Origin of the sequence: Leucobacter sp. VD1 (assembly GCF_037150695.1) — a bacterium.
Taxonomy (GTDB): domain Bacteria; phylum Actinomycetota; class Actinomycetes; order Actinomycetales; family Microbacteriaceae; genus Leucobacter.
In genome coordinates this window covers 695170-719704 of the sequence record NZ_JBBCPO010000001.1, presented here as the reverse complement: position 1 = coordinate 719704, position 24535 = coordinate 695170, and the positions used below count along the sequence as shown (strand labels likewise).

Annotated in this window: 28 protein-coding genes; 5 read left to right on the top strand and 23 right to left on the bottom strand. The window is 66.8% G+C overall.

Going from position 1 to position 24535, the window contains the following annotated elements; translation table 11 throughout:
• Positions 1 to 102: 102 nt before the first annotated feature.
• From WFL22_RS03390 to WFL22_RS03375, 4 genes are read right to left on the bottom strand one after another with little or no spacing between them, the layout of a single operon-like run.
• Complete coding sequence (locus WFL22_RS03390) at positions 103 to 501, bottom strand: DUF4260 family protein (protein ID WP_336991463.1); 399 nt, start codon at positions 499 to 501, stop codon at positions 103 to 105.
• A gap of 17 nt (positions 502 to 518) precedes the next feature.
• Positions 519 to 1064 carry a hypothetical protein gene (locus WFL22_RS03385; protein WP_336991462.1) on the bottom strand — a complete coding sequence of 182 codons (546 nt, stop codon included), beginning with the start codon at positions 1062 to 1064 and terminating at the stop codon, positions 519 to 521.
• A gap of 9 nt (positions 1065 to 1073) precedes the next feature.
• Positions 1074 to 1643 carry a DUF6434 domain-containing protein gene (locus tag WFL22_RS03380; protein ID WP_336991461.1) on the bottom strand — a complete coding sequence of 190 codons (570 nt, stop codon included), beginning with the start codon at positions 1641 to 1643 and terminating at the stop codon, positions 1074 to 1076.
• A 44-nt stretch (positions 1644 to 1687) separates the two neighbouring features.
• The gene (locus WFL22_RS03375) at positions 1688 to 2347 is read right to left on the bottom strand and encodes a DUF1345 domain-containing protein (protein ID WP_336651134.1); all 660 of its coding nucleotides are present in this window, start codon (positions 2345 to 2347) and stop codon (positions 1688 to 1690) included.
• Between the two features lie 53 nt (positions 2348 to 2400).
• Between WFL22_RS03375 and WFL22_RS03370 the strand changes: the two genes are divergently transcribed.
• Entirely contained in the window at positions 2401 to 2787 is a 387-nt protein-coding gene (locus tag WFL22_RS03370; RefSeq protein ID WP_336991460.1) for a hypothetical protein, read from the top strand.
• A 47-nt stretch (positions 2788 to 2834) separates the two neighbouring features.
• Entirely contained in the window at positions 2835 to 3353 is a 519-nt protein-coding gene (locus tag WFL22_RS03365; protein WP_336651136.1) for a GNAT family N-acetyltransferase, read from the top strand.
• Positions 3354 to 3373: 20 nt separating this feature from the next.
• On the opposite strand, the gene WFL22_RS03360 is transcribed toward WFL22_RS03365, so the two are convergent.
• The 13 genes from WFL22_RS03360 to WFL22_RS03300 all read right to left on the bottom strand — a co-directional run bounded on the left by WFL22_RS03360 (position 3374) and on the right by WFL22_RS03300 (position 14243).
• Positions 3374 to 3664, bottom strand: coding sequence for a type II toxin-antitoxin system RelE/ParE family toxin (locus WFL22_RS03360; RefSeq protein WP_336651137.1), 291 nt, complete (start codon positions 3662 to 3664; stop codon positions 3374 to 3376).
• Positions 3661 to 3894 (bottom strand): type II toxin-antitoxin system ParD family antitoxin, encoded by a 234-nt coding sequence (locus WFL22_RS03355; RefSeq protein ID WP_336651138.1) that lies wholly within the window; start codon positions 3892 to 3894, stop codon positions 3661 to 3663. Before WFL22_RS03355 ends, WFL22_RS03360 begins: the two co-directional genes overlap by 4 nt.
• Before the next feature lie 202 nt (positions 3895 to 4096).
• Positions 4097 to 4498: a DUF1622 domain-containing protein gene (locus WFL22_RS03350; protein WP_336651139.1), complete on the bottom strand. Its 402-nt coding sequence runs from the start codon at positions 4496 to 4498 to the stop codon at positions 4097 to 4099.
• A gap of 267 nt (positions 4499 to 4765) precedes the next feature.
• On the bottom strand, positions 4766 to 5725 hold the full coding sequence (mutM, locus tag WFL22_RS03345) for a bifunctional DNA-formamidopyrimidine glycosylase/DNA-(apurinic or apyrimidinic site) lyase (protein ID WP_336991459.1): 960 nt from the start codon (positions 5723 to 5725) through the stop codon (positions 4766 to 4768).
• 6 nt (positions 5726 to 5731) lie between these two features.
• Positions 5732 to 6418 carry a ribonuclease III gene (gene rnc / locus WFL22_RS03340; protein ID WP_336991795.1) on the bottom strand — a complete coding sequence of 229 codons (687 nt, stop codon included), beginning with the start codon at positions 6416 to 6418 and terminating at the stop codon, positions 5732 to 5734.
• 61 nt (positions 6419 to 6479) lie between these two features.
• Positions 6480 to 6683, bottom strand: coding sequence for a 50S ribosomal protein L32 (gene rpmF / locus WFL22_RS03335; RefSeq protein ID WP_017885009.1), 204 nt, complete (start codon positions 6681 to 6683; stop codon positions 6480 to 6482).
• 13 nt (positions 6684 to 6696) lie between these two features.
• Positions 6697 to 7245 (bottom strand): YceD family protein, encoded by a 549-nt coding sequence (locus tag WFL22_RS03330; RefSeq protein ID WP_336651141.1) that lies wholly within the window; start codon positions 7243 to 7245, stop codon positions 6697 to 6699.
• The gene (gene coaD / locus WFL22_RS03325) at positions 7245 to 7739 is read right to left on the bottom strand and encodes a pantetheine-phosphate adenylyltransferase (protein WP_336651142.1); all 495 of its coding nucleotides are present in this window, start codon (positions 7737 to 7739) and stop codon (positions 7245 to 7247) included. Before coaD ends, WFL22_RS03330 begins: the two co-directional genes overlap by 1 nt.
• An 84-nt stretch (positions 7740 to 7823) precedes the next feature.
• The gene (locus WFL22_RS03320; RefSeq protein WP_336651143.1) at positions 7824 to 8531 is read right to left on the bottom strand and encodes a response regulator transcription factor; all 708 of its coding nucleotides are present in this window, start codon (positions 8529 to 8531) and stop codon (positions 7824 to 7826) included.
• Complete coding sequence (locus WFL22_RS03315) at positions 8528 to 9967, bottom strand: sensor histidine kinase (RefSeq protein WP_336991458.1); 1440 nt, start codon at positions 9965 to 9967, stop codon at positions 8528 to 8530. The genes WFL22_RS03320 and WFL22_RS03315 overlap by 4 nt, the downstream gene beginning before the upstream one ends.
• Before the next feature lie 34 nt (positions 9968 to 10001).
• On the bottom strand, positions 10002 to 10937 hold the full coding sequence (locus WFL22_RS03310; RefSeq protein ID WP_336991457.1) for an ABC transporter permease subunit: 936 nt from the start codon (positions 10935 to 10937) through the stop codon (positions 10002 to 10004).
• An 83-nt stretch (positions 10938 to 11020) separates the two neighbouring features.
• Positions 11021 to 11929, bottom strand: a complete 909-nt coding sequence (locus tag WFL22_RS03305; RefSeq protein WP_336991455.1) for an ABC transporter ATP-binding protein — start codon at positions 11927 to 11929, stop codon at positions 11021 to 11023.
• Between the two features lie 127 nt (positions 11930 to 12056).
• A complete protein-coding gene (locus WFL22_RS03300) occupies positions 12057 to 14243 on the bottom strand; it encodes an ATP-dependent DNA helicase RecG (protein ID WP_336991454.1) in 2187 nt (728 codons plus the stop codon).
• Positions 14244 to 14317: 74 nt separating this feature from the next.
• On the opposite strand from WFL22_RS03300, the gene rsmD reads away from it, so the two are divergent.
• Positions 14318 to 14890 carry a 16S rRNA (guanine(966)-N(2))-methyltransferase RsmD gene (gene rsmD, locus WFL22_RS03295; RefSeq protein ID WP_336991453.1) on the top strand — a complete coding sequence of 191 codons (573 nt, stop codon included), beginning with the start codon at positions 14318 to 14320 and terminating at the stop codon, positions 14888 to 14890.
• 76 nt (positions 14891 to 14966) lie between these two features.
• Here rsmD and WFL22_RS03290 read toward each other — a convergent pair whose 3' ends face one another.
• Both WFL22_RS03290 and gabT read right to left on the bottom strand, forming a co-directional pair.
• Entirely contained in the window at positions 14967 to 16436 is a 1470-nt protein-coding gene (locus WFL22_RS03290) for an NAD-dependent succinate-semialdehyde dehydrogenase (RefSeq protein WP_336991451.1), read from the bottom strand.
• Between the two features lie 138 nt (positions 16437 to 16574).
• Positions 16575 to 17918 carry a 4-aminobutyrate--2-oxoglutarate transaminase gene (gene gabT, locus WFL22_RS03285; RefSeq protein WP_336991450.1) on the bottom strand — a complete coding sequence of 448 codons (1344 nt, stop codon included), beginning with the start codon at positions 17916 to 17918 and terminating at the stop codon, positions 16575 to 16577.
• A 170-nt stretch (positions 17919 to 18088) separates the two neighbouring features.
• Here gabT and WFL22_RS03280 point away from each other — a divergent pair, with 170 nt between their 5' ends.
• Positions 18089 to 19657, top strand: a complete 1569-nt coding sequence (locus tag WFL22_RS03280; RefSeq protein ID WP_336991448.1) for a PucR family transcriptional regulator — start codon at positions 18089 to 18091, stop codon at positions 19655 to 19657.
• 27 nt (positions 19658 to 19684) lie between these two features.
• Here WFL22_RS03280 and thiL read toward each other — a convergent pair whose 3' ends face one another.
• Entirely contained in the window at positions 19685 to 20716 is a 1032-nt protein-coding gene (thiL, locus tag WFL22_RS03275; RefSeq protein ID WP_336991447.1) for a thiamine-phosphate kinase, read from the bottom strand.
• A gap of 43 nt (positions 20717 to 20759) precedes the next feature.
• On the opposite strand from thiL, the gene WFL22_RS03270 reads away from it, so the two are divergent.
• Positions 20760 to 21242 (top strand): DUF3515 family protein, encoded by a 483-nt coding sequence (locus WFL22_RS03270; RefSeq protein WP_336651153.1) that lies wholly within the window; start codon positions 20760 to 20762, stop codon positions 21240 to 21242.
• 189 nt (positions 21243 to 21431) lie between these two features.
• On the opposite strand, the gene WFL22_RS03265 is transcribed toward WFL22_RS03270, so the two are convergent.
• From WFL22_RS03265 to WFL22_RS03255, 3 genes are read right to left on the bottom strand one after another with little or no spacing between them, the layout of a single operon-like run.
• Positions 21432 to 22586: a D-alanine--D-alanine ligase family protein gene (locus WFL22_RS03265; RefSeq protein ID WP_336651154.1), complete on the bottom strand. Its 1155-nt coding sequence runs from the start codon at positions 22584 to 22586 to the stop codon at positions 21432 to 21434.
• Positions 22583 to 23704 carry an NAD(P)H-dependent glycerol-3-phosphate dehydrogenase gene (locus WFL22_RS03260; RefSeq protein ID WP_336651155.1) on the bottom strand — a complete coding sequence of 374 codons (1122 nt, stop codon included), beginning with the start codon at positions 23702 to 23704 and terminating at the stop codon, positions 22583 to 22585. The genes WFL22_RS03265 and WFL22_RS03260 overlap by 4 nt, the downstream gene beginning before the upstream one ends.
• Complete coding sequence (locus WFL22_RS03255) at positions 23701 to 24477, bottom strand: lysophospholipid acyltransferase family protein (protein WP_336651156.1); 777 nt, start codon at positions 24475 to 24477, stop codon at positions 23701 to 23703. Before WFL22_RS03255 ends, WFL22_RS03260 begins: the two co-directional genes overlap by 4 nt.
• Positions 24478 to 24535 lie beyond the last annotated feature (58 nt).

The following is a 24535-nucleotide window of genomic DNA, read 5'->3' as shown; positions in this document are numbered from 1 at the left end:
TCTCGCTCGGCCGACAGGAATCCGTCGATCTCTACGAGAGTACCCGGCCACACCCCGCCAGGCCGCCATTGCTGCCGCGCGAGTACAGCCGCATAGCCTCCTCTACCCCAGCACGCTCCCCACCGGGATGATGCTGCCGTCGGCGTCACGGAAGCCGAAGCCGAAGGCGCGATCCGCCGCAATATGCACAAACCAAGCAGCACCCGCGAGCGCGAGCGGCCAGAACCCACCATCGAAGCCGCCCGTGATGAAGAACGCGACCGCGCCGAGCACCAGCATCGCAATAGGCACCGGCATCGAGTGCAGCGTGTTGTAGAACTTCACACGCTCGGGCTTCAAGCGACCCTGCTGCGCGAAACCACCGATGAGCGCCACATCAGGAAGCGCCCCGAACAGCACCGCGATCCCCACGGCCGGCCAGCCCAGCGCCACGCAAGTCAGCACGATGAAACCGAACCAGACGAAGGCACTCATGCCCCAGCTCACACGCATGAAGTTCATGAGGTCAATGCTATTGCTCAGCCCGCCGCCAGCTGCGCCACGAGCCAGCTCCCCACGAAGAGCAGCAGCACCCCCACCAGTAACGGCCAGAATGCCCGCCTACCGCGCGGCGTCACCGACCAGATCGCGAGACCATAGCCGATCGCCCCGGTCAGGAAGTACGGGAGGCTCGCGAAGCAGAGCACCATGAAGAGCCCGGCTCCCCACGGGCTCGGGCCGATGACCCTATTCACCACCTCGACCAGGATCACCAGCGCGAACACTGCGGCGAGCGCGATGCTGCTGAACATCAGCGACTGGAGGAACGGATGGAACTCTCGCAACCAGGGGCCAAGCACCGCCGCGGTCGCGATCATCACCAGTAGTTGCGGTACCCCGAACCAAACCAGGTTGAGAGTAATCTCGGGCATCGTGGTGCCGATGAGAAGCGTGATCACCAGCAGCACGCAGAGCCCGGCAACGATTGCCCCGAGCGCCGCACGCCACACGATCCCCCACCGCGAGAGCGCAAGCCACGGGTGCTCCGGGGGCAGACCGGACTCCGTCTGATGCAGATCGACCATCCCGTCTGCCTACGCTCGACCACGCTCGTCGACGGGGCGTGCGCGGTACTCCCGCCAAGCGGCGAGCAGTTCTTCACGGCTGCCATCCGGGTGGGCGGTGTGCCAGGCCCGCGTGAAGCGGTTGTATTCGAACTGGGCGTCAATGCCGCGCTCTCCCTGCTCACGCGTCGCAGCCCAGTAGTCGAGGGCGTGCTGCAGTGTCTGCGTGCCATCCGAGGCCGCGAAGAAGGCGCGCATCTCGGCGTCGAAGTGGAAGCCCGACCCCACCTGCTCCGTCATCCACGCCCGCACCGTCTGGCTGCACCGCTGCCCCACCGGGATCAGGGTCTCGGGCGTCAACGTACCCGCGAGCTGACGTCCACCGGAGCGCCTCGGCTGCGACGGCTCGACGAACTTGCGGCCGTCAAGGCGAGCAGCGATCCGCTCCGTCAGCAGATCCTTGCCGCCGGTAGTCCGGATACCGAGCGACCGCGCGAAATCGCTCAGTTCGTCTTTCAGCCAGTACCAGCGCCGCAGCTCGGCGCCTGAGAGCCCCGGCGTGAGCGCGGGGCGGTCGGAACTTGGCGAGGAGTGGGTCATCCCTTCACCCTATGGGCGACTGCGATCTCCCGGTAACCGGGCCGTCATCCCAGTCCCGAGATGAGATTGACCACGTTCGCAATGATGCCAACGCCGAAGAGGTAGCCGAGCAGCGTCTGCGCGATCACCACGCGACGCAGATCGGAGCTGCTGACATTCGTGTCTGCTACCTGGTAGGTCATGCCGAGCCCCACCGAAAAGTACACAAAGTCGGTGTACTGCGGCGGATCGGCCTGATTGAAGTCGATACCGCCCCGTGGCGCACCATCAGGGCCGCTCGCGTAGTAGAGCGCGGCATACCGCAGCATGTAGTCGGTGTGGATCAGCGCCCAGGAGCTTGCGACGCTGAGCAACGCAATGCCCGCGAGCAGGAACGCCTCAATGCCGTGAGCCTGTTGCGCCTGCGCCGCCACGACCGCGACCGCCACCAGACTCGCAACGCTCGCAGCCACAGCGACCACCCGGGCGAGGCCGCGGCCAGGATCCTCAGCGGTCGCATGCGCCCGCGTCTGCTGCGGATCCATGTGCCAGACCGTCAACAGCGCCCACACCACATTGATGAGTGCGATGAGCCCCCAACCCGCAAGCAGCGCTGCCGCAACCCCGAGCGGAGGTGCCACCACAGCACCCACCCCGATGCCGATCAGTATGGAGACGCCGACGCGCAGCCGCAGATGCGCGTGCGAGGTAACTTTCGAACCCATGGGCGCAGTCTATGTCGAAGCGGGGTCGGGCAGCGCGCGCATAGGATGAGGTCATGCATGTGTGGAACGGTGAACGCCTCGGCCGTCTGAGCCTCCGCATCGACGCGGCCTACTGCGCAGCGCTCGGAACGGGCGTCGCAATCGCCGGCCCGGCAATTGCGCCAACCCTCGCTTTGCCCGCTTGGCTGGTCGTCGCCATCGGCGTCGTTGTGGTCGTCTGGGCCGGTCTGATCCTACTCATGCTCACCAAGCTCCGACTGCGCACCTCCCTCCGGCTGGTGATGGTCGCGAACCTGCTCGCCTCCGCCTCAGTGGCAGCGGTCTCGGCAGCGGGTGCCGCGGTGCTGGTCGCCCTCGCCGTGCTCGCCATAGCCATCGACATCGCTCTCTTCGCCGCCAGCCAGGCCGTCGCGCTGCGACGCCTGCGCTTCGCCGCCTGACCTCGCGTAGCAGTGATCGGCACGCTGCCTCCTGCGACAATGATCGGATGCATCTCGAAACCTCGCGCCTGCAACTTCGCGAACTGAACGAGGATGACCTGCCAGCACTCCGCGCCATCCTGCAGGACGAGCAGACGATGACGGCCTACGAGGGCGCCTTAGACGAAGCGATGGTGCAGGGCTGGCTGCAGCGCATGCGTGAGCGGTATCGGGAGGATGGTTTCGGGCTGTGGGCTGTTGAGCTCGGTAAAACCGGCGAAATGATCGGGCAGTGCGGGCTCACCCGGCAGCACATTCTCGGCGATGACGTTGTCGAGGTCGGCTACCTCTTCAATCGCGCTCATTGGCACCTTGGCTACGCCGTCGAAGCAGCGACCGCCTGCCGCAATTACGCCTTCGATGAGCTCGCCGCCGAGCGGGTGTGGGCTCAAGTGCGTGACACGAATCTCGCCTCGATGAACGTGGCGATCCGCCTCGGAATGACCGTGCGCGGGCGCTTCGTGAAGCACTATCGCGGCGTCGAGATGCCGCATCTGGCGTTCGCAGTGGATCGCGGCGACCGTTGACCCGAAGCGCGGTACACAGGTCACAACTGCCGGGTCGGATCCATTCGCTGATGCAGAATGCGGATCACGTCGATGCCGGGCTCTGCCTCGACGTAGAAGATCAGGTGGCTGCCCACGGCATAGCGGCGATAGTTCGCTCGCACTTCGTCGCAGCGCCTCCCCCGCTCCGGCTGTTCTGCCACGCGCTCAATGGCAGACCGGATTTCACCGATGTAGATTTCGGCCTGGCGCACATCCCATCGTTCCTGCGTGTAGTCCCAGATCGAGGAAAGATCTCTGCGGGCTGCAGGGGTTAGCCGAATGGCGCTCACGAACGCTTCGCGGCGATGAACGCATCAAAGTCGAAGGGTTCAGCGGCACCGCTTGCCTCACCCTCGACCAGAGCCTCACGCAGCGCTGCCATCTGCGTTTCTCTGTCTTCGAGCAATCTGAGGCCTGCCCGAACCACCTCGCTCGCCGAGCGATAGCGGCCCGTTGCAACCTCGCGGGACAGAAAATCAGCGAAGTGATCGTCCAAACTGATCGACGTGTTGCTTGCCATACGACAAGATTACCAAGAAGTGGTAACAAGTGGAACTCACCATAGCTTTCAAAGCATCTACGTGAGGGTGTGATTTTCTCCTCCCTATGTATCGACTGTCGCGATCAGACAAACAACACACCTATCTCACAACTCAATATCCTGAACTCACTCGCATTCATGCACGAGTCAACACAACTGGCCATGAAGTGCCCCAGCCTAATCACTTCGCGACGGAAGCCTCCTGTGCAATAGCCCGTGCCACGACTTCACCGCCGCTCGTGCGCAAGGCACGCCGCCACGGCAAGGTTCCCTCAATTTCAATCTGGATCGACATGCTCAGCACCGTTCTGATGAGCACGATGAGACCCAGCACGGCAGCATCCTCGAGCGACGGGGCCGAGAGGGTGTGAATGATGTCCGCCGCGACAAAGATCTCGAGGCCGAGCAAGATCGATCCACCGATCGTGGTGCGCAGTACCTGATAGGCGGCTTGGCCCCCGGCGCCGCGGCGAAGCGCGCGCGTGGCGAGCACGGCGGCGATCCCAAACCCGATGATGACGACGCAGACCCCGATAACTTCGATCACCATGACGACAACCGCGAACAGTGACTCAGTGAACATGTGCACAGTATATGGAGCCACAGCGACCGCATGGCTCCTCAATTTTCCCGTTGAGACTCAGGGGGTAGCAACAGCAGCCTGACCACCACAGTCGCGTGCATGTATACGCCCGGCCACATGCGGCGTTGTTCGGTAGCGTCCGCGAAGTCCTCAAACGCAGACGATTGATCTTGCTGCGCTTGTTGAGCCTGACAATTCAGACCAGAACTCTGAGCAGTACCAGGCTCGAAATCGCTGCGCTGCTCCTTGAAGTGAGGTGCACTGGGGTCAGCGTCGGCGCTGACACCTCTGACAGAAATGCGATGACCGCCCGCCGATGATGATGCGCCGGATGGGCTCACCGCAGCGGGGGCATGGCTGCCCGGTGCGACCGTAGGCGTTGAGCGAGTGCGCGAAGTAGCCCGCCTGCCCGTTCACGTTGACGTACTGTGCGTCGAAGCTGGTGCCGCCCTCGGCGAGGGCTTTGGCGAACACTTCGCGCAGCGCGGCGAGCAGTTCGCGGGCCTTTCGGGGGCCGACGGCGGCACCCGCGGTTTCGGGGTGCAGCCGGGCTCGCCACAGCGCCTCGTCGGCGTAGATGTTGCCGACCCCGCTGATGAGCCCCTGTTCGAGCAGCAGCTTTTTCACGCCTGTGCTGCGGGATCTCAGGGCAACGAGGAAACGCACATCGTCGAAGAGCGGATCGAGCGGGTCGCGCGCGATGTGGCGCGCCTGGCTCGGGATCATGCCTCCTCCGTCGGCCTCGGCGAGCGCGTCGAGCGCGAGCGAGCCAAAGAGCCGCTGGTCGGCGAAATCGAGCCGAAGTTCGCCGTGCTCGGGGTGCTCGATCCACAGCCGGATTCGCACGTGCCGGTCATCGGGTGCGTCGAGCGCGCGCAGCAGCAGCTGACCGCTCATGCCAAGGTGCGCGAGGAGAGCGGATCCCGGTTCGGCTCCGCCTTCATCCTCAACGGGAATCCACATGAACTTGCCGCGCCTTTGCGGTGCCGCGAGCCGTAACCCCGTGACTCGCCGCTCGAAATCGGCAGAGCGCGCGAGGCCAGCCTCGAGCGGCAGCGTGACGCTGTGCCCGCCGAGCCCGTCGTCGCAGGGCAGCCCGTCAATGCCGAGGGGCAGGTGCCGTTTCAGGGCGCGCGGATCGCGCACCTCCACCGCAGCAACTCTGGCGCCTGTTATGGCGGGGGCGAGGCCGGCGCGCACCACCTCGACTTCGGGCAGTTCGGGCACGCAGGGCTACTTTCGGTGCCCGCGCTCGGCGCGTTGACGGCGCGCTGCGAGCAGTTGCTCGACAGCGTCGCGCGCTGCCGCAAGCTCTGCAACCTTCTTGCTGGTGCCTTCGCCCACGCCTGTGACGCCGTCGAGCACAACCCGGGAGGTGTAGCGCCGGTCGTGGTCGGGGCCGGTGCCCGTGGTCTCATAGGGCGGGTGGGGCAGGCCGCGCCGGGCGGCCTCCTTCTGCAGCGAGGTCTTCGGGTCGACCGCCGCCGTGAACCGTTCAGGGTCGGCGAAGAGCGGGGCCACGAGGTCGAGTACGAACCGGTTCGCCGTTTCACCGTCGGTTGACAGGTAGACGGCACCGATGATCGCTTCGACGGTGTCGGCGAGAATCGAGTCTTTGTCTCGCCCACCGGTTTGACGCTCACCCTTGCCGAGGCGCAGTGAGGCACCGATTCCGAGCCCGCGCGCCAGTTCAGCGAGCGCGACCGTCGACACGAGCGCCGAGCGGCGCTTCGCCAGCTCACCCTCGCTCAGCTCAGGGTAGTCGCGGTACAGCTTGAGCGTGACGGCCTGGCCGAGGATGGAGTCACCGAGAAACTCGAGCCGTTCGTTGTGCGGTGCTCCCCCGTGCTCATACGCCCAGGAGCGGTGCGTGAGGGCGAGTTGCAGCAGCTCGGGATCGATCCGCACCCCAAAGGGCACGAGAAAGCCGCCGGGGTCGCCCTGCGGCGTTCCCGACGGCTCTCGAGAATTCGATGCCAATTTAGGCGTCGGCGACCTTGCGGCCCTTGTACTCGAGGAAGAGGGCGTTGCCCTGCGAGTCCTCGACCACGCGGGCGCGGTGCGGGAGGCTGTACACGGTGCGGCCGTTCTCGACGGTCTTCACCAGCTTCGGGGCCTCGGCCTTCCACGCCGAACGGCGGTGGCGAGTGTTCGAACGCGACATCTTGCGCTTGGGAACAGCCATGATGCTCTCTTTCCTAATTGCTTTCAGGATCGGCGAACCGATCCACGTCTTCTTCCTCGGCCAGATACCCGGCCAGCGCAGCCCATCGCGGATCCACCACGCTGGGCTCGGCTGCAGCCTCGGCCTCGCGCAACTCACCGGACTCGGGATCGAGCCCCGGGCAGTCCGGGCGACACACTGGCTGAAACGGAAGTGCAAGCACTACCGCGTCTCGGAGCGGGGGTTCAAGATCCACGTGATCACCGTGAACCCCATACTCGTCGGCCTCCGTAGGAGTATACGCGAAAAGCTCCTGAAACTCGACTTGAAACGGCGTGGCGAACTCTTTCAGGCAGCGGCCGCACTCCGCGTGCACCGTGGTGCGCACCTCAGCGGAGACCAGAATGCCCTCGTGCACCGACTCCAACCGCACATCAAGGTCGAGGTTTTCGCCCTCGGACACCCAGGCCAGCCCCTCGCCCAGCTTTTCGGGTGCAGCGACGGAGCGTGAACGCTCACGCATCTCACCCGGGCGGTTGATGAGATCTCTGATGCTCTCCTGGAACACGCGTGCATTGCTCATCAGGCGGGCCTCGTCTTCGCGAGGAAGCGTGCAACGGCCGGCGGCACATAGGCCGACACATCGCCGCCCATCGAGGAGACCTGACGCACCAGCGTGCTCGACACATGCGCGTGCGCAGGGTCGGGCAGCAGGAACACAGTCTCGACACTCGCGAGGCTGCGGTTCATGATGACCATCGGGGTCTCGTAGGCCACGTCGATCTGCGAACGGATGCCCTTCACGAGCACCGAGGCGCCCACCTCGGTGCAATAGTCAACCAGCAGGCCGACAGACCATGACGCTACGAGCACATTGCTGGGCATCTGCGGATCTTCATCGAGGGCTTTCTGAATCAGGCCCACGCGCTCCGAGATCGGCAGCATCGCATCTTTGCCGGGGTTGTGCACGACGAGAACATGCACCTCGTCAAAGATGTCGGCGGCTCGACGGATCACGTCGAGGTGCCCAAGGGTGACCGGGTCGAATGACCCAGGTACGACGGCAATCTTGCTCATAGCTTCCACCCTACCGGCCACAGCTTGATACATCTCTGAGTCGTCAGCGATCGCGCAGCATTCGCATTCGCACTCGACCGAGCTCTAGAGCCCGTGTCGTTTCGCGAAGATCACTGCATGCACGCGATCACGCAGCTGCAGTTTGGCGAGCACCCGCCCCACATGTGTCTTCACAGTGGACTCGGAGAGAAACAGTTTGGCGCTGATCTCAGCGTTGTTGAGCCCCTCCGCGATGAGCCGCAGCACGTCAAGCTCCCGCTCGGTGAGTACCTCGAATACCTCTGCGACCCCGGCAGCGCCGTCTGCGGCCGAGGTGGTCGGCACTGCCGCCATCGGCGCTGCCTCACCCAAGCGCAACTGCTCGATCAGTCGCCTGGTGACGCTCGGCGCCATCGCGGCGTCACCGCCCGCAACTCTGCGGATCGCATCGATCAGGTCGTCGGGCCGCGCGTCCTTCAGCAGAAAGCCGCTCGCCCCAGCCTGAATCGCCCCCGTCGCGTACTCGTCAAGGTCGAAGGTGGTGAGCACCAGCACTCGCGTGTCAGGATGCTCGGCGACAATACGGTCGGTCGCCTCGATACCGTTCATTCCCGGCATCCGCACATCCATCAACACCACATCGCACCGATCGCCGCGAGCCTCCATCTCAGCGAGCGCTGCCAACGCGGCTTCTCCGTCGGCCGCTTCTGCAACAACGTCGATGCCGGGCTCAGCCAATAGCACCAGGCGGAACCCCGTGCGGATCAGCTCCTGGTCATCGACAAGCATCACCCTGATCTGAGCCTCGCTCATCTGTTCTCCCCTTCAGTTTCCGGATCGGCGGCTGCGCCGCCACTCTGAGACCCCGCTCTGTCGCTGGGCGCACGCTCGCGCGCCTCCGCGCTGACAGGCAACTCGGCGCGCAGCCGCCAGCCGCCGCCGAGATCCGCCACCGGACCAGCCGAGATCTCACCGCCGAACACACGGGCCCGCTCACGCAGCCCCGCGATCCCCCGCCCCGAGCCAACACCTGACACCGGCGGGGTCATGCCCGCGGCCGCACCGAAATCTCGCACCTCGATCACCGTGCGATCAGGCAGGCGCTCGATCCGCACTTCCGCCCGCGCACCCGTGCCCGCATAGCGCAACACGTTGGTCAAGCCTTCCTGCACCACCCGGTACACCGCAAGATCTTGCCCGCGATCACCGGATGCCTCGCCGCACACCACCAGGCTGACATCGATGCCGGCATTACGGAAACCACTTGCAAGCTCGGGCAGATCTTGCACCCCGGGCTGCGGCACGAGTTCGGCCTGCTCGCCCTGGTCGGTGAGCGCGCCGAGCAGGCGGCGCATTTCGGCGAGCGCGGTGCGGCCCGTCTCAGCACTGCGGGACATGGCATCGGCCGCGGCTTCCGGAGCAGCCTGCGCCGCCCGCGCCGCACCCTCGGAAAGAGCGATCATCACCGACACCGAATGCGCCACGATATCGTGCATCTCGCGGGCGATGCGCGAGCGCTCCTCCGCGACGGCAAGCTGCGCGAGCTGGTCGCGTTCACGTGCGAGCTGATGCGCCCTGTCGATGATCGCCTGCAGGTAGCGCCTGCGGTTGCCGAGGTTGATGCCGAGCATGAGCACGGCGAGATACCAGATCGCGGTCATCACACTGATCGTGATGAAGTCGGGCCACGAAGTGGGGCCAGCACCGTCCACGCGACTGATCCCGCCAGGAGTTATCTCGCCGACGGTCCCCCACGTCGCATCCGACAGCATCCAGACGAGACTGCTGCCCACACTCGCCACCACTGCGATGGCATAGCCGATCCACCCGGCAGCAACACTGCGGTAGACGGGCACCGCATACAGCATGAAGAGCAGCGCAACCCCCGATGCCAGCGCCTGCGCACCGTGCTCGCCGAGCATCGCAACAGTCACGACGATGAGGCCCGTGAGCGGGTAGCGCCGCCTGAACAGCAGCGCCGCACCGATGACCACAACCCGCAGCACGGCCAGCGGCCACCACGGCCACTGCAGGTAGCCAGGCAGCGAGAACCAGTCGGAAATGGCAAGACCATCGACGGGTGCCTGGGCGGTCACCAGATCGATGAACACCCCCAGCAGGCACCCGATCACAAACCAGACCACGATGAACACGTCAACCGCAAGCGGATGCGCCGCCATCGCCCGCCGGATCACTCCCGGCGGGCGTGGCAGCCGCACCTCATCAGAGGCCGTCAGTTCTGGGTTCACCCCTTCACCCTACTGATTCACGCAGCGCAGCGGATCAGCGCGCGTCGCGGCGCTTGAAGAGCAGCGCGGCAGGCACCAGGGCTGCCACTGCCCAGACCACCATGGCGATGAGCGCCTGCCAGTAGCCAAGGCCCGCTGCTTCGCCCTCGACGGGCATACCCGCAGGCGTCGACGCGTCGGCGATTCCGGCGGCGAGGGTGCTGCCGAGGTCACTCGGCAGATAGGCCGCGGCGGTGGGCAACCATTCCCAGCCCGTCAACATGAGCACCTGCATGGCAATCGGCAGCACGAAGGTGACACCGGCGATCACGGCGACACCGCCAGCCGTCGAACGCAGCATCGTCGCAATGCCGAAGGCCAGCAGCGTGATGAGTACCAGATAGGCCACGGTGCCGAGGCCGCCCGAGATCACCGCGGTCGAACCGAGCTGGCCGGCCGACTCCGGCAGGAACGCCATGGCGAGCGCAAGACCGCCGAGCACGAGCACGATCGCGGTTACCGCTGCGACCGCTGCCGTCACGATCGCCTTCGCCACCAGCACCGGTGTGCGCTGCGGCACCGCGGTGAGCGTCGACAGGATCATGCCGCTCGAATACTCGCTGGTGACGGCGAACACACCCAGCACCCCGAACACAAGCGAAAGGAAGGGCGCAGTGAAGGTCGAGACGATCAGCAGATAGTTTTGCAAGCCCGCAGCATCGGCGGCCATCATCGCGTCCGCACCTCCCACTTCGCGGCTCCAGAGCAGCGCGATCATCGCACTCAGGCCAAGACCGGCGAGCACGGTGATGAGCAGAGTGAGACGGATACTGCGCAGCGACGACAGCTTGATGCGCTCAGAATGCAGCACACCGCCGAAGGTGAGCCGCGGTGCGCTGCCCATCGCTGGCTTGGGGGCGGATTGGGGGGCGGATCCGCCGGCATCGTGGCCGGGAACGCGGCTCGCGTCGATGGTGATGGTTGAGGTCATGGTCTGATTCCTTCGTGAAGTGGATGGGGCATGGGCGCGTCTCGTGGGTGGTTGCCGTTGCGAGCAACGCCTGGGCGGGGTGCCTACGCGGCCTGGTACTCGAGTTCGCCGCGGGTGAGAGCGAGGTAGGCGTCTTCGAGCGAGGAGGTGATTGGACTGAGTTCGTGCAGTTCGATCCCCTGTGCGGCGGCGGCGCGACCGATCTCAGCCGCAGAGATGCCGCGTGCCAGGAAGGCCTGCTCCCCCTCAGGGTCAAGCTCTACGCCTGCCGCGGTCATGAGCAGCGCGGCGAGCCGTGCCGCGTCCGGGCTCTGCACCCGCACTCGCTCCCCCTGTGCACCACCGGCGACGAACTCGGCGATGGGTGCGTCGGCGACGACCCGGCCGCGCCCGAGCACGATGACGTGGTCTGCGGTCTGCGCCATCTCGCTCATCAGGTGGCTCGACAACAGCACCGTGCGGCCCTCACCTGCGAGGTGGCGCAGCAGCTGCCGCACCCACAGCACACCGTCGGGGTCGAGGCCGTTGACGGGCTCGTCGAGAATGAGCGTCTGCGGGTCTCCGAGCAGCGCCGCGGCGATGCCGAGCCGCTGCCCCATGCCGAGGGAGAAACCGCCGACGCGCTTGCCTGCGACCGCGGAGAGTCCGGTCTGTTCGAGCACCTCGTGCACGCGGCGATCGGGGATGCCGTGCGTTGCCGCGAGTGCGCGCAAGTGGCTGCGGGCACTGCGGCCCGGGTGCACACCCTTCGCGTCGAGCAGCGCGCCCACCTCAGCGAGCGGTGCCGGGGAATCGGCGTAGCGCTTGCCATTGACGGTGACCGTGCCCGCCGTGGGCCGATCCAATCCCACCATGAGGCGCATGCTCGTCGACTTGCCGGCACCGTTGGGGCCGAGGAAGCCGGTCACCTGGCCGGGCTTGATCGAGAAGCTGACGTCATCGACGGCGGTCTTCTTGCCGTACTGCTTACTCAGGCCTCGTGCCTCGATCATGGTGCTCTCCTTCGCGTGGACGATTGTCGATGCACAGTGCTGCATCGTTATCTTCACGCTACGGGCAAGCGGATTCGGGCGGATCAGCCCCGGGTGCCTCGCGGATGGTACCTGGGTACTGTGTTCGCTACGACTTCGCCAGATTGTCGAGCAGGCCAGCCTCGTGTTCGCGCGCGATGAGCTCTGCGAGCTGCGGCGCGGTGTGCAGCTTGGGATCGCGTTCGAGCAGCGCGGCGGCAACATCGCGGGCGTGCGAGATGAGCTCACCGTGCTCAGCCACGCGCAGCAGTTTCAAGGTCGACCGCCCGCCCGACTGCGCGGTGCCGAGAATGTCGCCCTCGCGCCGCAGTTCAAGGTCGACCTCGGCGAGTGCAAAGCCGTCGGAAGTCGCGGCAACGGCCTCGATGCGCTCACGTGCAACTGAGCCCTGCTCGGCAGCGGTCATGAGCAGGCAGAGCCCCGGATGCTCGCCGCGCCCCACACGGCCGCGCAACTGGTGCAGCTGTGAAATGCCGAAACGGTCGGCGTCACGCACAATCATGATGGAGGCATTGGGCACATTGACGCCCACTTCGATCACCGTGGTGGCGACGAGGATGCCGATCCGCCCCTCGGCGAAGCCGCGCATGATGCGGTCTTTCTCATCGCTCGCCATACCGCCGTCGAGCCCTTCGATCTGCACCCCCGCATATTCTGGGCGGCGGCGCAGCTCGGCGACGGTGTCTTCGACATTGGCGAGCGGCCGCGCTCCTTCGGCGGTCTCTTCGACGTCAAGCTCGGGATCGACCTCGCCGGCCGAGATCGCCGGGCACACCACATACACCTGCCGACCAGATGCGAGGTCTTCAGCGGTGCGAGCCCAGACGCGGGCGGCCCGGTTGGGCATCTCAAGTTCGGGCACCGTGAAGGTTTCGATGCCCTGCCTGCCCGGGGGAAGCTCACGGATCGTGGTGACTTCAAGATCGCCGAACGCGGTGAGCGCGACCGTGCGCGGGATGGGGGTGGCGGTCATGGCGAGCACATGCGGGGAAGCACCCTTGCGTCGCAGCGCCTCACGCTGCTCGACGCCGAAGCGGTGCTGCTCGTCGACGACGATGAAACCCAGGTCGTAGAAGGTGACGTTGTCGCTGATGAGGGCGTGCGTGCCGACCGCAATACGGCAGCTGCCCGAAGCCAGTGAAAGCAGCGCCCGCTTGCGCTCCGCAGCCGGCATGCGGCCCGTGAGCAGCACCGGGTTCAGTTCGGCCGTGAGATCGGGACCCAGCACATCCGTGATCGAGCGAAAATGCTGCGCGGCAAGCACCTCGGTGGGTGCGAGCAGCGCGCTCTGCCCACCGCTCGCAGCCACCTGCAGCATCGCGCGTAGCGCGACGAGTGTTTTACCCGAGCCCACCTCGCCCTGCAGCAGCCGATGCATGGGGTGGGGCTGCGCAAGCTCGCGCGCAATAGTCTCGCCCGCGAGGCGCTGGTCTCCTGTGAGATCGAACGGCAGCGCAGCATCGAAACGGCAAAGGGGGGTGGCTGCTGCTGTGCCTGCTGCGAGCGGCCGCGGGGTGCTCGCTTCGAGCCCCGCACGGCGGCGGCGATCGAGCAGGGCGAGTTGCAGCTCGAACGCCTCCCGGAAACGGAGACTCTGCTGCGCGCCACGCCAGTCTGCGTCGTGTTGCGGCCGATGGATGAGTTCGAGCGCCCGACCATACGGCATCACGCCCTCTGCCTCGCGGATCTCTGCGGGCAGCGGATCTGGCACCGGGCCGAGCGCGTCGAGGGCGAGTTCGACCGCGCGCTGGATGGTCCAGCTCGGCAACTGCGCGGTGGCGGGGTAGATCGGCACCGGGGTCTCGGCCCACGCCTTCGCAGCAGCCTCGTCGAGCTGCTCAGCGCCCGGCGCCTCATCGCGATTCTCGAACAGCTCATACTCGGGGTGCTGCAACTGCAGATTGCCCCGATACTCACTCACCTTGCCTGCGAAGATGCCGCGGCGCCCGGCCACCAGCTCGCGGCTTCGCCACTGCTGGTTGAAGAAGGTGAGGGTGAGCGTGCCCGTGCCGTCGGTGATGCGGGCTTCGAGCAGGCTGCCGTTGCGGCGCTGCATGCGACGCTCGCGCACATCGAGCACCTGGGCCACCACGGTGATCTGCTCACCGATGGGCAAACCCCGCAGCGGCGTCAACTCACCGCGGCGCGAGTAGCGGCGCGGGAAGTGGTGCAGCAAATCTGACACGGTGCGCATCTCGAACGCGCGCTCGAGCGGCTTGGCCGTGCGCGCGCCCACCACGCCATCAAGGCGAGTGTCGAGCGAAGCCTGGGTCATACCTCAAGCGTAGCGGCGACCTCTGACGTGCACCGCAACCGACGCCTGCGACGACGAGGCGGTACCCTCGTGGGATGACCAGAATCATCGCCGGAGCCGCAGGTTCGCTGCGCCTCGACGTGCCGAAGTCGGGCACCCGGCCGACCAGCGACCGGGTGCGAGAAGCGATCTTCTCGACCCTGGAATCCTGGGGCCTCGTCGACGGTGCGCGCGTGCTCGACCTCTACGCCGGTTCAGGCGCACTCGGGCTCGAAGCCGCGAGCCGCGGCGCCTCGGCAGTGACGCTCGTGGAGAAGCATCAGCAGGCGGCCCAGGTGGCAAACCGCAACACGGGCACGGTGCTGGGGGCGTTCGGCGGATCTGGATCCGCCCCCCGTGTCGAGGTGGTGCGGCAGTCGGTGCAGGGATTCCTCGACAGGGCGGGTGCCGCGCGCTGGGATGTGGCGCTGCTCGATCCGCCCTACGATCTCTCCGAGGCTGAGCTCGCCGCGAACCTCACTGCCCTCGTGCCGCTGCTCGCCGAAGACGCCGCCGTGCTCGTAGAACGCAGCAGCCGCTCCCCCGAGCCGAGCTGGCCGACAGGGCTCGCCCCCGTGCGCGAGAAGCGCTACGGCGAAACCGCCCTCTGGTGGGCCGAACCCATCTAACCCGCAGCCCCCGCACACACCTCGGGCCCGAACCCTCGGCAGAGGTTTCGGGCCCGAGTGCGAATTCCGGCTCGAACTACGAGCGCGGGATGAGCGTGTACTTCGTCGAGAGGAACTCGTGAATGCCGTCGAAGCCGCCCTCGCGGCCGATGCCCGACTGCTTCACGCCGCCGAACGGTGCAGCCGCGTTCGACACGAGGCCCGTGTTGAGGCCCATCATGCCGGTCTCGAGCTGCTCGATCATGCGGTGACCGCGTGCGAGGTTCTCGGTGAACACGTACGAGACGAGGCCGTACTCGGTGTTGTTGGCGATCTCGACAGCCTCCTCCTCGGTGGAGAAGCGCACGATGCCGAGCACAGGTCCGAAGATCTCCTCGCGCATGATCGCAGCCTGCGGGCTCAGGTGGTCGATCACGGTGGGCTGGAAGAAGTTGCCCGGGCCGTCGATCGTCTCGCCACCGGTGACGATGGTGCCGCCGGTCTCGACTGCGTCTGCCACGAGGCGAGCCGTGTTGGCCACGGCCTTCTCCTCGACCAGCGCGCCGATGTCGTTGCCCTCGTCGGCGCCACGACCGATCTTCATCGCAGCAACCTTCTCGCCCACGCGGCGCGCGAACTCGTCGGCAACCGACTCGTGCACGATGATGCGGTTCGCGGCGGTGCAGGCCTGTCCAATATTGCGGAACTTCGCAAGCATCGCACCCTCGACAGCCTTATCGAGATCCGCATCTTCGAAGACGATGAACGGCGCGTTGCCGCCGAGCTCCATCGAGGTGCGCAGCACGTTCTGAGCCGCAGCCTCGAGCAGCTTCACACCCACCGGGGTCGAGCCAGTGAAGGAAAGCTTGCGCAGGCGCGGGTCGCTGAGCAGCGCCGACGACTGGGCGCTCGACTTCGAGGTGGGGACCACGTTGACAACGCCTGCGGGGAGGCCCGCCTCTTCGAGCAGCTGCACGAAGTAGATGGTGGTCAGCGGGGTGAGCGCGGCGGGCTTGATCACCGAGGTGCAGCCTGCTGCCAGCGCCGGAGCGATCTTGCGGGTCGCCATCGCGAGCGGGAAGTTCCACGGCGTGATGAAGTAGCAGGGGCCGACGGGAATGTGCGAGACCACCATGTTGCCGGTGCCCTCGGGGTTCTGTCGGTAGTCGCCCTGCACGCGCACGGCCTCCTCCGAGAACCAGCGCAGGAACTCGCCGCCGTAGACGACCTCACCGCGCGCCTCGGCGATGGGCTTGCCCATCTCCATTGCCATGAGCAGCGCGAACTCTTCCTTGCGCTCCATGAGCAGGTCGAAGGCGCGGCGCAGAATGTTCGAGCGCACGCGGGTGGGCGTGTTGGCCCATTCCTGCTGCGCCTCGACGGCAGCATCGAGCGCGCGCACGGCGTCTTCGACGGTGGCGTCGGCGATCGTCTTGATAACCTCGCCGGTCGCAGGGTCGGTGACGTCGAAGGTTGCGCCCGAGGTGGACGCCTCCCACTTGCCGCCGATCCCGAGGCCGCTTTCGACGCGGTCGAGCAGATCTTGCTCGTTGGGCTTCAGTGCCATGTTCTCTGTCCTTTCATAACGCCGCTCCGCGGCCGTGAGGCTGTGCGAAGCGGCGTGTCGTCTGTGGATCCTGCGACTGCGACAGGATAACGGGTCGTCGAGATTCCGCGCCTGTGCGCGGAATCCCGACGAGGCCGATCAGTTTGCGGTGAGCGCGTCGGCGACGACCTGCAGGCCCTCGCGCAGCAGCTCGTCCGAGATGGCGAGCGGCGGGAGGAAGCGGATCACGTTGCCGTAGGTGCCGCAGGTGAGCAGGATAACGCCCTGCTCGCCGGCGAACTTGGCGATGGCACCGGTGAGGGCAGCGTTGGGGGTCTTCGAACCCGACTGGACGAGCTCGATCGCCTTCATGGCGCCGCGACCGCGGATGTCGCCGATGCGGTCGTCGCTCTTCGCCAGCTCGCCGAAGAACTCGTCGATGATCGCGCCGATCTCGCGAGCGCGCTCGGTGAGGTTCTCCTCCTGGTAGGTCTCGATCGTGGCGAGGGCCGCAGCGCAGGCGATGGGGCTGCCGGCGTAGGTGCCGCCCAGGCCGCCGGCGTGAGCGGAGTCCATGATCTCGGCGCGGCCGGTCACTGCGGAGAGCGGCAGGCCGCCCGCGATGCCCTTGGCGGTGGTGACGAGGTCGGGAACAATTCCCTCGTGGTTCGCGGCGAAGAGATCGCCGGTGCGAGCGAAGCCGGTCTGCACCTCGTCGAGGATGAAGACGACGCCGTTGGCGGTGGCCCACTCCTGGAGGGCGGGGAGGAAGCCCTCGGCGGGGGCGATGAAGCCGCCCTCACCCTGGATGGGCTCGATGATGATCGCGGCGAGGTTGGCGGCGCCGACCTGCTTCTCGATCTGGGTCAGTGCGACCTGAGCCGCCTCGGCGCCGGACAGGCCGTCGCGGAAGGGGTACGAGGTGGGCACACGGTAGACCTCGGGAGCGAAGGGACCGAAGCCATCCTTGTAGGGGATGTTCTTCGCGGTCATGCCCATGGTGAGGTTGGTGCGGCCGTGGTAGGCGTGGTCGAACACGACGACGGCGTTCTTCTTGGTGTAGTGGCGGGCGATCTTGATCGCGTTCTCGACGGCCTCTGCGCCCGAGTTGAACAGCGCGGAGCGCTTCTCGTGATCGCCGGGGGTGAGCTCGTTGAGCTTCTCGGCGACCTTGACGTAGCCGTCGTAGGGGGTGACGGTGAAGCAGGTGTGAGTGAACTGCTGCACCTGCTCGGTGACGGCCTTGACCACGGCGGGGGCGGAGTTGCCGACGCCCGTCACGGCGATGCCCGAGCCGAGGTCGATCAGCGAGTTGCCGTCGACGTCGACCATCACGCCGCCGCCTGCAGCGACGATCGAGACGGGGAGGGCCACGCCGACGCCTGCGGCGACCGCGGCGTTCTTGCGGGCCAGCATCTCCTGCGACTTGGGGCCGGGGATGCTGGTGACGAGCTTGCGCTCCTGCGGGAGCGAGGGGCCGCCGACGATCGTGGCGTCTGCCATGAGGTGTTCTCCTTGCCTGGGGCTTGGTGCGGCGCCCGGGTGCGGACGTCGCGGTGTTGGAATGTGATTCTGGATCAGCCTAGCCCCGAGCAGCCACCACTTCCTGTGCCACAATGGAGTAATTCAATTCGAAGTTTCGACACTTCGGCAGATGGGGTCGGAGGAGGACCATGACCCAGCAGGCCGCGCCTTCTGTGCGCCCCACCGCCGCCCATTCCCCGACCATCGAACTCGGAGCCCTGCTGCGCCAATACCAGCTTGGGCTCGTGCTCATCGCCGGCGCGAGCGATGACGCAACCGAGCGCCCGGTGCAGTGGGTGCACGTGAGCGAACTCGAAGATCCGGCTCCCTTTCTCACCCCGCGCACGGTGCTGCTCACCACGGGCGCACGTTTTTCGGCGGTGCACGATCAGAGCGACGCCGATGCCTATGTGCAGCGGCTCCTCAGCGCCGGGGTCACAGCCCTTGGCGTCGCTGTCGGCCTGCACTGGGACCGCGTACCCGCGCAGATCGTGTCGGCCTGCGACAGCCTCGGTCTGCCGCTCTTCCGCGTGCCCTACGACACGGCCTTCATCGAGATCGTGCAGACCGCAGCACGCTTGCTCGAGGCCAGTGCCCGCGAGCGCGATATCTGGGCGCTCGAATCGCAGCGCGCGGTGGCCTCGGCCTCGCTGCAGCGGGACGGACTCGGATCGGCGGTGCGCGAGGCAGCCGCCCGCCTGGGGCGCTGGGTCGGCATCACCGACCGCTCCGGTCGCATCGTCGAGTTCGCACCGGATGCGGCTCGTTCAGAAGTGCAGGCCGAGTGGATCCGCCGCGAAACCCGACGGCTCGTGGAGCGCGGGGCGAGTGCCGGGCGCATCGGCGGCGCTGGCGGCGGCGTGCGCATGCAGACGCTTGGGCGCAGAGGCAGGGTGCTCGGCGTGCTTGCGGTTGAAGACCATGGCGCACCTGACACCGCCGAGCGCACCCTCATCGGCCTCGTAGCTGCGCTCGCGACCGTGCAACTGGAGCACCGCGGCGGTATCGACGCCGCCCAGTCGTCACTGCGCGATGCGATCGTGCAGTTGCTGCTCGCAGGCGACTTCGCCCTCGCCGAGAAGATCGCAGCCGGTGCGCTGGTACGGGTGCCGCAGGGGGCCGTGGTTGCACTGCGCTATGGCTCCCCCGACAGCCTCGACCCCGCAATCGTCGAAGACCTGCAATCGTTCGATGCGGGCAGCCCCGGCCTCATCACTGCGATGCTCGACGACTCGCCGCTCATCATCGCGGAGACCCGGCATCTGCCTTCGATCCGCCGCCTGCTGCTCACGCGCCGCATCCACTCGGGCGTTTCCGAGCGCGGCACGCTGACGCAACTCGCCGACCTCATCGACCAGGCCGACCGGGCACTCGACTACGCCGTCGCAAGCGACGCCGAAGGCCCGGTCGACTACTTGCCGGCACTGCACGACGGCGTGCTGCACCTACTGAGCGCGCTGCCCGACGCGCACCGGCGCGCCGAGGGGCTGCTGGCCCCGCTGCGCGAACACGACAGGCGACACAGTGACACCCTCGAGCACAGCCTGCGGGTCTGGCTTGCGCACCTCGGCCAGACCAGCCCGGCAGCGACCGAACTGGGCGTGCACCGCCACACCCTCAAGTCTCGGGTGCACACAGCCGCACAGCTGTTGCAAGCCGATCTCGACTCCCCCGACACCCGCGCGGAACTCTGGGCGGCGCTGCGCCTCACCGACTGACCCGACCGCCACTGCGGCGCAAACGTTTCAGGAGCCGGGCGGGCGCACGGTGTAGGGATCCCAGCCTGCCGGGACGAGCGGGGCGCCGTTGAGGCGTACTCCGGGAGCCTCGGAAACGGGTCCACCGCCCCCGCCGATTGCCGACCGCACCACTCCGATGGGGCGAAATCCGTGAGGCAGCGCCTCCGACGCCGGGAACGTCGCGAGCAAGCCGTGATCCTCGCCGCCCGTGAGCATCGCCTCGATCGGCACCGCTGCATCCTGCTGCACTCCGAATCCGTCTTCCAGCAGCTGCGCGTCAAGGTCGACAGCCACCCCACTCGCCCGCGCCAAACGGTCGGCGTCGATGGACAGCGAATCGGAGACATCCATCATCGCCGTCGCACCCGCCACGGCGGCGGCAACACCGAGCGCCACTGGCGGCTCCGGGGCGAGCTGGGCGGCGAGAGCCGCCGGGTGGGCGCGCCGCAACTCGGGCAACGACCGGGAATGGGCGGTGCCGTCGGGATCCGCTGCCTCTGCAAAGAGCAGCGACAAGCCGAGCCCCGCAAGCCCCAGCGCGCCGGCATAAGCCACCGTATCGCCGGGCTGCGCAGCAGAACGCACCACCGGGCGCCGACCGTCAAGTTCGCCCAGCGCCGTTACCGACGCCATCACCACAGGGGCACGGCCGAGATCCCCTCCGACCACCCCGCAACCCGGCGCGAGTTCGCGGCACGCAGCATCAAGCCCGGCCGCGATCCGCTCCAACAACCCCACCGGGGTGCCATGCGGCACCGCGAGCGCAACAGTGAGCGCTGTCGGCCGAGCCCCCATCGCCGCAACATCAGACAGGTTGGTAGCCGCGAGCTTCCACCCCAGATCAAACCCGTCATGCCAGGCCAGACGAAAATCAGGCCCCTCGATCATCGTGTCGCTCGTCACCACCGTGTCGCCCGAGAAGCGGAGCACCGCGCAGTCATCGCCAGGGCCGAGCACCGCGCCCCCGGCTGCACCCAGCTGCGCGAGCACGCGGGCGAGCACTTCCCGCTCCCCCAGCTCTCCCACGGTCTCAGTCACCCTCTCAAGTTAGCGCACAGGCGCGACTCGCTAGGCTGGATGCGTGACTTCGCCCCGGATCCGCCTGTTCGCGTTCACCGCAGCCGTGCTCGCCGCGGCACCGCTGCTCACCGCTTGCGCGGGCGACGTGCCGATGGATGCCGCAGAAGACGCCAACAACCCCGCCTGTGCCGACGTCATCGTGCGCCTTCCAGACACCGTCGCCGGTATGGACCGTCGCACCACCAACGCGCAATCGACAGGGGCTTGGGGCGATCCTGCAGCCGTGCAGCTGCAGTGCGGCATCGAACCGAGCGGCCCCACCACCGACGCCTGCGTGAACGTCGACGGCGTCGACTGGATCGTCGACGACTCGCAGGCACCGCTCTACCGCTTCGAAGCCTACGGGCGCTCGCCAGGCCTCGCCGTGTTCGTCAACTCCGAGCACGCGAGCGGCACCGCAGCCGTGCTCGACCTCGGTGCCGTCGTCAAGCTGCTGCCGCAGACACGGGAGTGCGTCGGCATCGTCGACACACTCGATCTGTAGAGCTGCGGCCCGCTCGAAAGCGAGAGCCTAGGGCGTGCCTCGTAAATCGTTGCCGTTGCGAGCAGCGTCTGGGAGGGGTGCCTCGCAAGGCGGAGGAGGACGGTTTGCTGGTTGTAAATCTGACGACGACAACGCAGCGAGGCGCCCCGAACAGGCGCGCGCAGTAGGCGAGGATTTGCGAGACACGCCCTAGTACGCAGGCTTCTTCGCGATAGCCAGCTCGATCAGTTCGGTGATGAGCTCGGTGTACCCGAGCCCCGACTCCTGCCACAGACGCGGGTACATCGAGATCGGCGTGAATCCCGGCAGCGTATTGATCTCGTTGAGCACCGGGCCGTCCTCGGTGAGGAAGAAGTCGATGCGGGCGAGCCCTGCGCACTGGGTCACCTCGAACGCGAGCACAGCGGCATCACGGATCGCCGCGAACTCGGCGTCGGTCACCTGTGCCGGCAGTGCGAGTTCGACACCGGCAGCACCCAGATACTTCGCCTCAAAGTCGTAGAAGTCGCGGCCGGTGAACACAATCTCACCGATCACCGAACTCGTGCGAGGCCTGTCGTCGCCGCGGCCCTCAAGCACCGCGATCTCAACCTCGCGACCGGTCACGCCCGACTCGACGAGCACCGTGCGATCCTCGGCAAACGCCACATCGAGCGCGGCGGGCAGCTGCGAACGCTCAGTGACACGGCTCACGCCCACCGATGAACCCGCGCGGGCCGGCTTCACGAACAGCGGGTAACGCAGCCCGTCATCCAGCCGCTCCACGAGATACGGGTCATGCACCAGCTGCTCACGGGTGACCGTGCGCCACGGCGCGACCGCGATACCGGCGTCAGCGAGCACTGTCTTTACAGCGTGCTTGTCCATGCAGAGCGCCGAACCCAGCACACCGCTGCCGACGTAGGGCAGGTCGACGAGGTCGAGCATGCCCTGCACTGTGCCGTCTTCCCCGTAGGGTCCGTGCAGCATCGGCAGCACCGCGTCGACATGACCGAGTGAACGGAGCGAACCCGCCTGGTCAATCACGGTGAGCGAGCGTGTCGCCGTCGACGCCGGCCACAGCACGCGGGTGCCGTTGTCGTGCACCTCAGGCAGGGCCCCGGCTTCGAGGCGGTAGCCCTCGAGGTCTTCTTCGTGCATCAGCACCGTGGCGCCCTGCTTGGTGATACCCACCAGGATCACATCGAAGCTGGTTCGATCGATGGATCGCAGCACACCGGCTGCGGTCACGCAGCTGATGCCGTGCTCGCTCGACCGGCCGCCGAACAGCAGCGCAACCGTGCGTCGCGCATCAGCGCCGGTCTGAACGTCGGCCTCTGCCGAACGGGAGGAGGATGCGGTCACGCCTGGGTTCCCTTCACACGGTTGAACAGCCGGCGCAACGCCCCGGCCGGGGGTTCCGCGAGCGTCTGCTCTGGCTGCGGTACATCGTCTTCGGTGGCAAGGTGCGGGCCGAGATCCCGTGGCGCCATACGGCCCGCGAGCACCATCTGCACCTGCTCCACAATGGGCATGCGAATGCCGAGCTCGCGAGCCAGTTCAAGCACGGGCGGCACCGAGGTGATGCCCTCCGCAACCTGCTGCATCTGCTCTTTCGTCTCCTCCTGCGTGTACCCCTGGCCGATGAGACGGCCGGCGGTGTTGTTGCGGGAGAGCGGCGATTGACAGGTCGCGATGAGGTCGCCCAGCCCGGCAAGCCCGGAGAGCGTCGCCGGATCCGCACCCTGCGCAACCGAGAACTGCGTCATCTCAGCAATGCCGCGCGTAATGATCGCGGCCTTCGTGTTCTCGCCGTAACCCACACCGTCGACAATGCCGATCGCGAGCGCGATCAGGTTTTTCAGCACCCCGCCGAGCTCGGTGCCTGTGACGTCAGTGTTGACGTAGGTGCGGAAGTAGGGCGCTGAGGCGGCTGTCGCGATCTCCTGGGCGACCGTCAGATCGACGCAGGAGGCTACCCCGCCCGTGGGCTGCTCCTTCGCGATCTCAAGCGCAATATTGGGGCCGGACACGACGCCGATGCGGGCGGGGTCGAGGTCGAGGGTGTCGGCGATCACCTGCGACATGCGCATCGTGGTGATCTTCTCGACACCCTTCACCAGGCTCACCAGCACGCTGCGCCTGTCGAGGTAGGGCTCGAGGTCGATGAGGTTCTGGCGCAGGGTCTGGCTCGGCACGGCAAGGAACACCAGACCGGCGCCGCGCAGCGCAACGCTCAGATCATCGGTGGCCTTCAGGGTCTTCGGCAGGTTGATGCCGGCAAGATACTGACTGTTGCGCTTCGCCACCTGGATTTCATGCGCCACCTCGCGACGGCGCGCCCAGATCGTGACGTCGCAGCCCGCATCGCAGAGCACTTTCGCGAAGGTCGTGCCCCAGCTGCCCGCACCGATCACCGCAACCTTTCGGCCGCGATTGCGCAGATTGCGGCCAGTGACCGTGGGGATCGGTCGAGTGCTCAAAAGCGCCCCGTTTCGCTCTGCTGGTGCTTGCTCGGATCCCAGCGCTCAGACGGCGCCTGCTCGCCGCGCAACTCGGCAAGCAGCGCAGTGATCGCATCCATGAGCTGGTTCGTGGCTTCCGAGACGACGCGCTGGTCGAGAGGCCGTCCCGCGAAACGGCCGAGATCGAGGGGCTCCCCCACCGACACATGAATCGTCTTGCGAGGGAAGGGGTGGATCCGCTTCGCATAGCGAGGCATCAGCTCTTGCGTGCCCCAGTGAGCGACAGGGATCAGCGGAATACCCGATTCGAGAGCGAGTCGCACCGCGCCCGACTTGCCACGCATCGGCCACAGGCCGGGATCGCGGGTCAGCGTGCCCTCCGGGTACACGATGACACCAGACTCCCGCTCGATGAGCTGAGCGGCGGCACCCATGGGGTTCACACTGTCGCTGGACGCGCGCGCAGATCCCTGCCGCTCGACGGGGATCTGGCCGGAAGCGCGCAGCAGCCAGCCGAACACAGGCACACGGAACAAACTCGCTTTCGCCATGAACCGGGGCAGGCGGCCCAGATGCCACACCGCGGCCCCCATGGCGATCGGGTCGATCTCGCTGTAGTGGTTCGGTGCAAGAATGAACGGCCCCGACTGCGGCAGCTTCGACTGCGGCGTGAAACGGTAGCGCACCATCAGCGACCAGGCCGGCAGAATCAGCGAGGCCAGCACCCAGAAGACGGAGGGCCGACGCTTCTCCGCAGAGGAGCGGCTGCGGAACTTTACCGTGTCAGTCATGATCTCATTATCTCGCCCTCGCGCTCCCAGCACGGAATGCCGTGCCGGGAGCGCGAGA

Coding starts and splice junctions, on each gene's coding strand:
- WFL22_RS03390 (WP_336991463.1), bottom strand. CDS start 501: ATGAACTTCATGCGTGTGAGCTGGGGCATGAGTGCCTTCGTCTGGTTC.
- WFL22_RS03385 (WP_336991462.1), bottom strand. CDS start 1,064: ATGGTCGATCTGCATCAGACGGAGTCCGGTCTGCCCCCGGAGCACCCG.
- WFL22_RS03380 (WP_336991461.1), bottom strand. CDS start 1,643: ATGACCCACTCCTCGCCAAGTTCCGACCGCCCCGCGCTCACGCCGGGG.
- WFL22_RS03375 (WP_336651134.1), bottom strand. CDS start 2,347: ATGGGTTCGAAAGTTACCTCGCACGCGCATCTGCGGCTGCGCGTCGGC.
- WFL22_RS03370 (WP_336991460.1), top strand. CDS start 2,401: ATGCATGTGTGGAACGGTGAACGCCTCGGCCGTCTGAGCCTCCGCATC.
- WFL22_RS03365 (WP_336651136.1), top strand. CDS start 2,835: ATGCATCTCGAAACCTCGCGCCTGCAACTTCGCGAACTGAACGAGGAT.
- WFL22_RS03355 (WP_336651138.1), bottom strand. CDS start 3,894: ATGGCAAGCAACACGTCGATCAGTTTGGACGATCACTTCGCTGATTTT.
- WFL22_RS03350 (WP_336651139.1), bottom strand. CDS start 4,498: ATGTTCACTGAGTCACTGTTCGCGGTTGTCGTCATGGTGATCGAAGTT.
- rpmF (WP_017885009.1), bottom strand. CDS start 6,683: ATGGCTGTTCCCAAGCGCAAGATGTCGCGTTCGAACACTCGCCACCGC.
- WFL22_RS03330 (WP_336651141.1), bottom strand. CDS start 7,245: ATGAGCAATGCACGCGTGTTCCAGGAGAGCATCAGAGATCTCATCAAC.
- coaD (WP_336651142.1), bottom strand. CDS start 7,739: ATGAGCAAGATTGCCGTCGTACCTGGGTCATTCGACCCGGTCACCCTT.
- WFL22_RS03320 (WP_336651143.1), bottom strand. CDS start 8,531: ATGAGCGAGGCTCAGATCAGGGTGATGCTTGTCGATGACCAGGAGCTG.
- WFL22_RS03310 (WP_336991457.1), bottom strand. CDS start 10,937: ATGACCTCAACCATCACCATCGACGCGAGCCGCGTTCCCGGCCACGAT.
- WFL22_RS03305 (WP_336991455.1), bottom strand. CDS start 11,929: ATGATCGAGGCACGAGGCCTGAGTAAGCAGTACGGCAAGAAGACCGCC.
- WFL22_RS03300 (WP_336991454.1), bottom strand. CDS start 14,243: ATGACCCAGGCTTCGCTCGACACTCGCCTTGATGGCGTGGTGGGCGCG.
- rsmD (WP_336991453.1), top strand. CDS start 14,318: ATGACCAGAATCATCGCCGGAGCCGCAGGTTCGCTGCGCCTCGACGTG.
- WFL22_RS03290 (WP_336991451.1), bottom strand. CDS start 16,436: ATGGCACTGAAGCCCAACGAGCAAGATCTGCTCGACCGCGTCGAAAGC.
- gabT (WP_336991450.1), bottom strand. CDS start 17,918: ATGGCAGACGCCACGATCGTCGGCGGCCCCTCGCTCCCGCAGGAGCGC.
- WFL22_RS03280 (WP_336991448.1), top strand. CDS start 18,089: ATGACCCAGCAGGCCGCGCCTTCTGTGCGCCCCACCGCCGCCCATTCC.
- WFL22_RS03255 (WP_336651156.1), bottom strand. CDS start 24,477: ATGACTGACACGGTAAAGTTCCGCAGCCGCTCCTCTGCGGAGAAGCGT.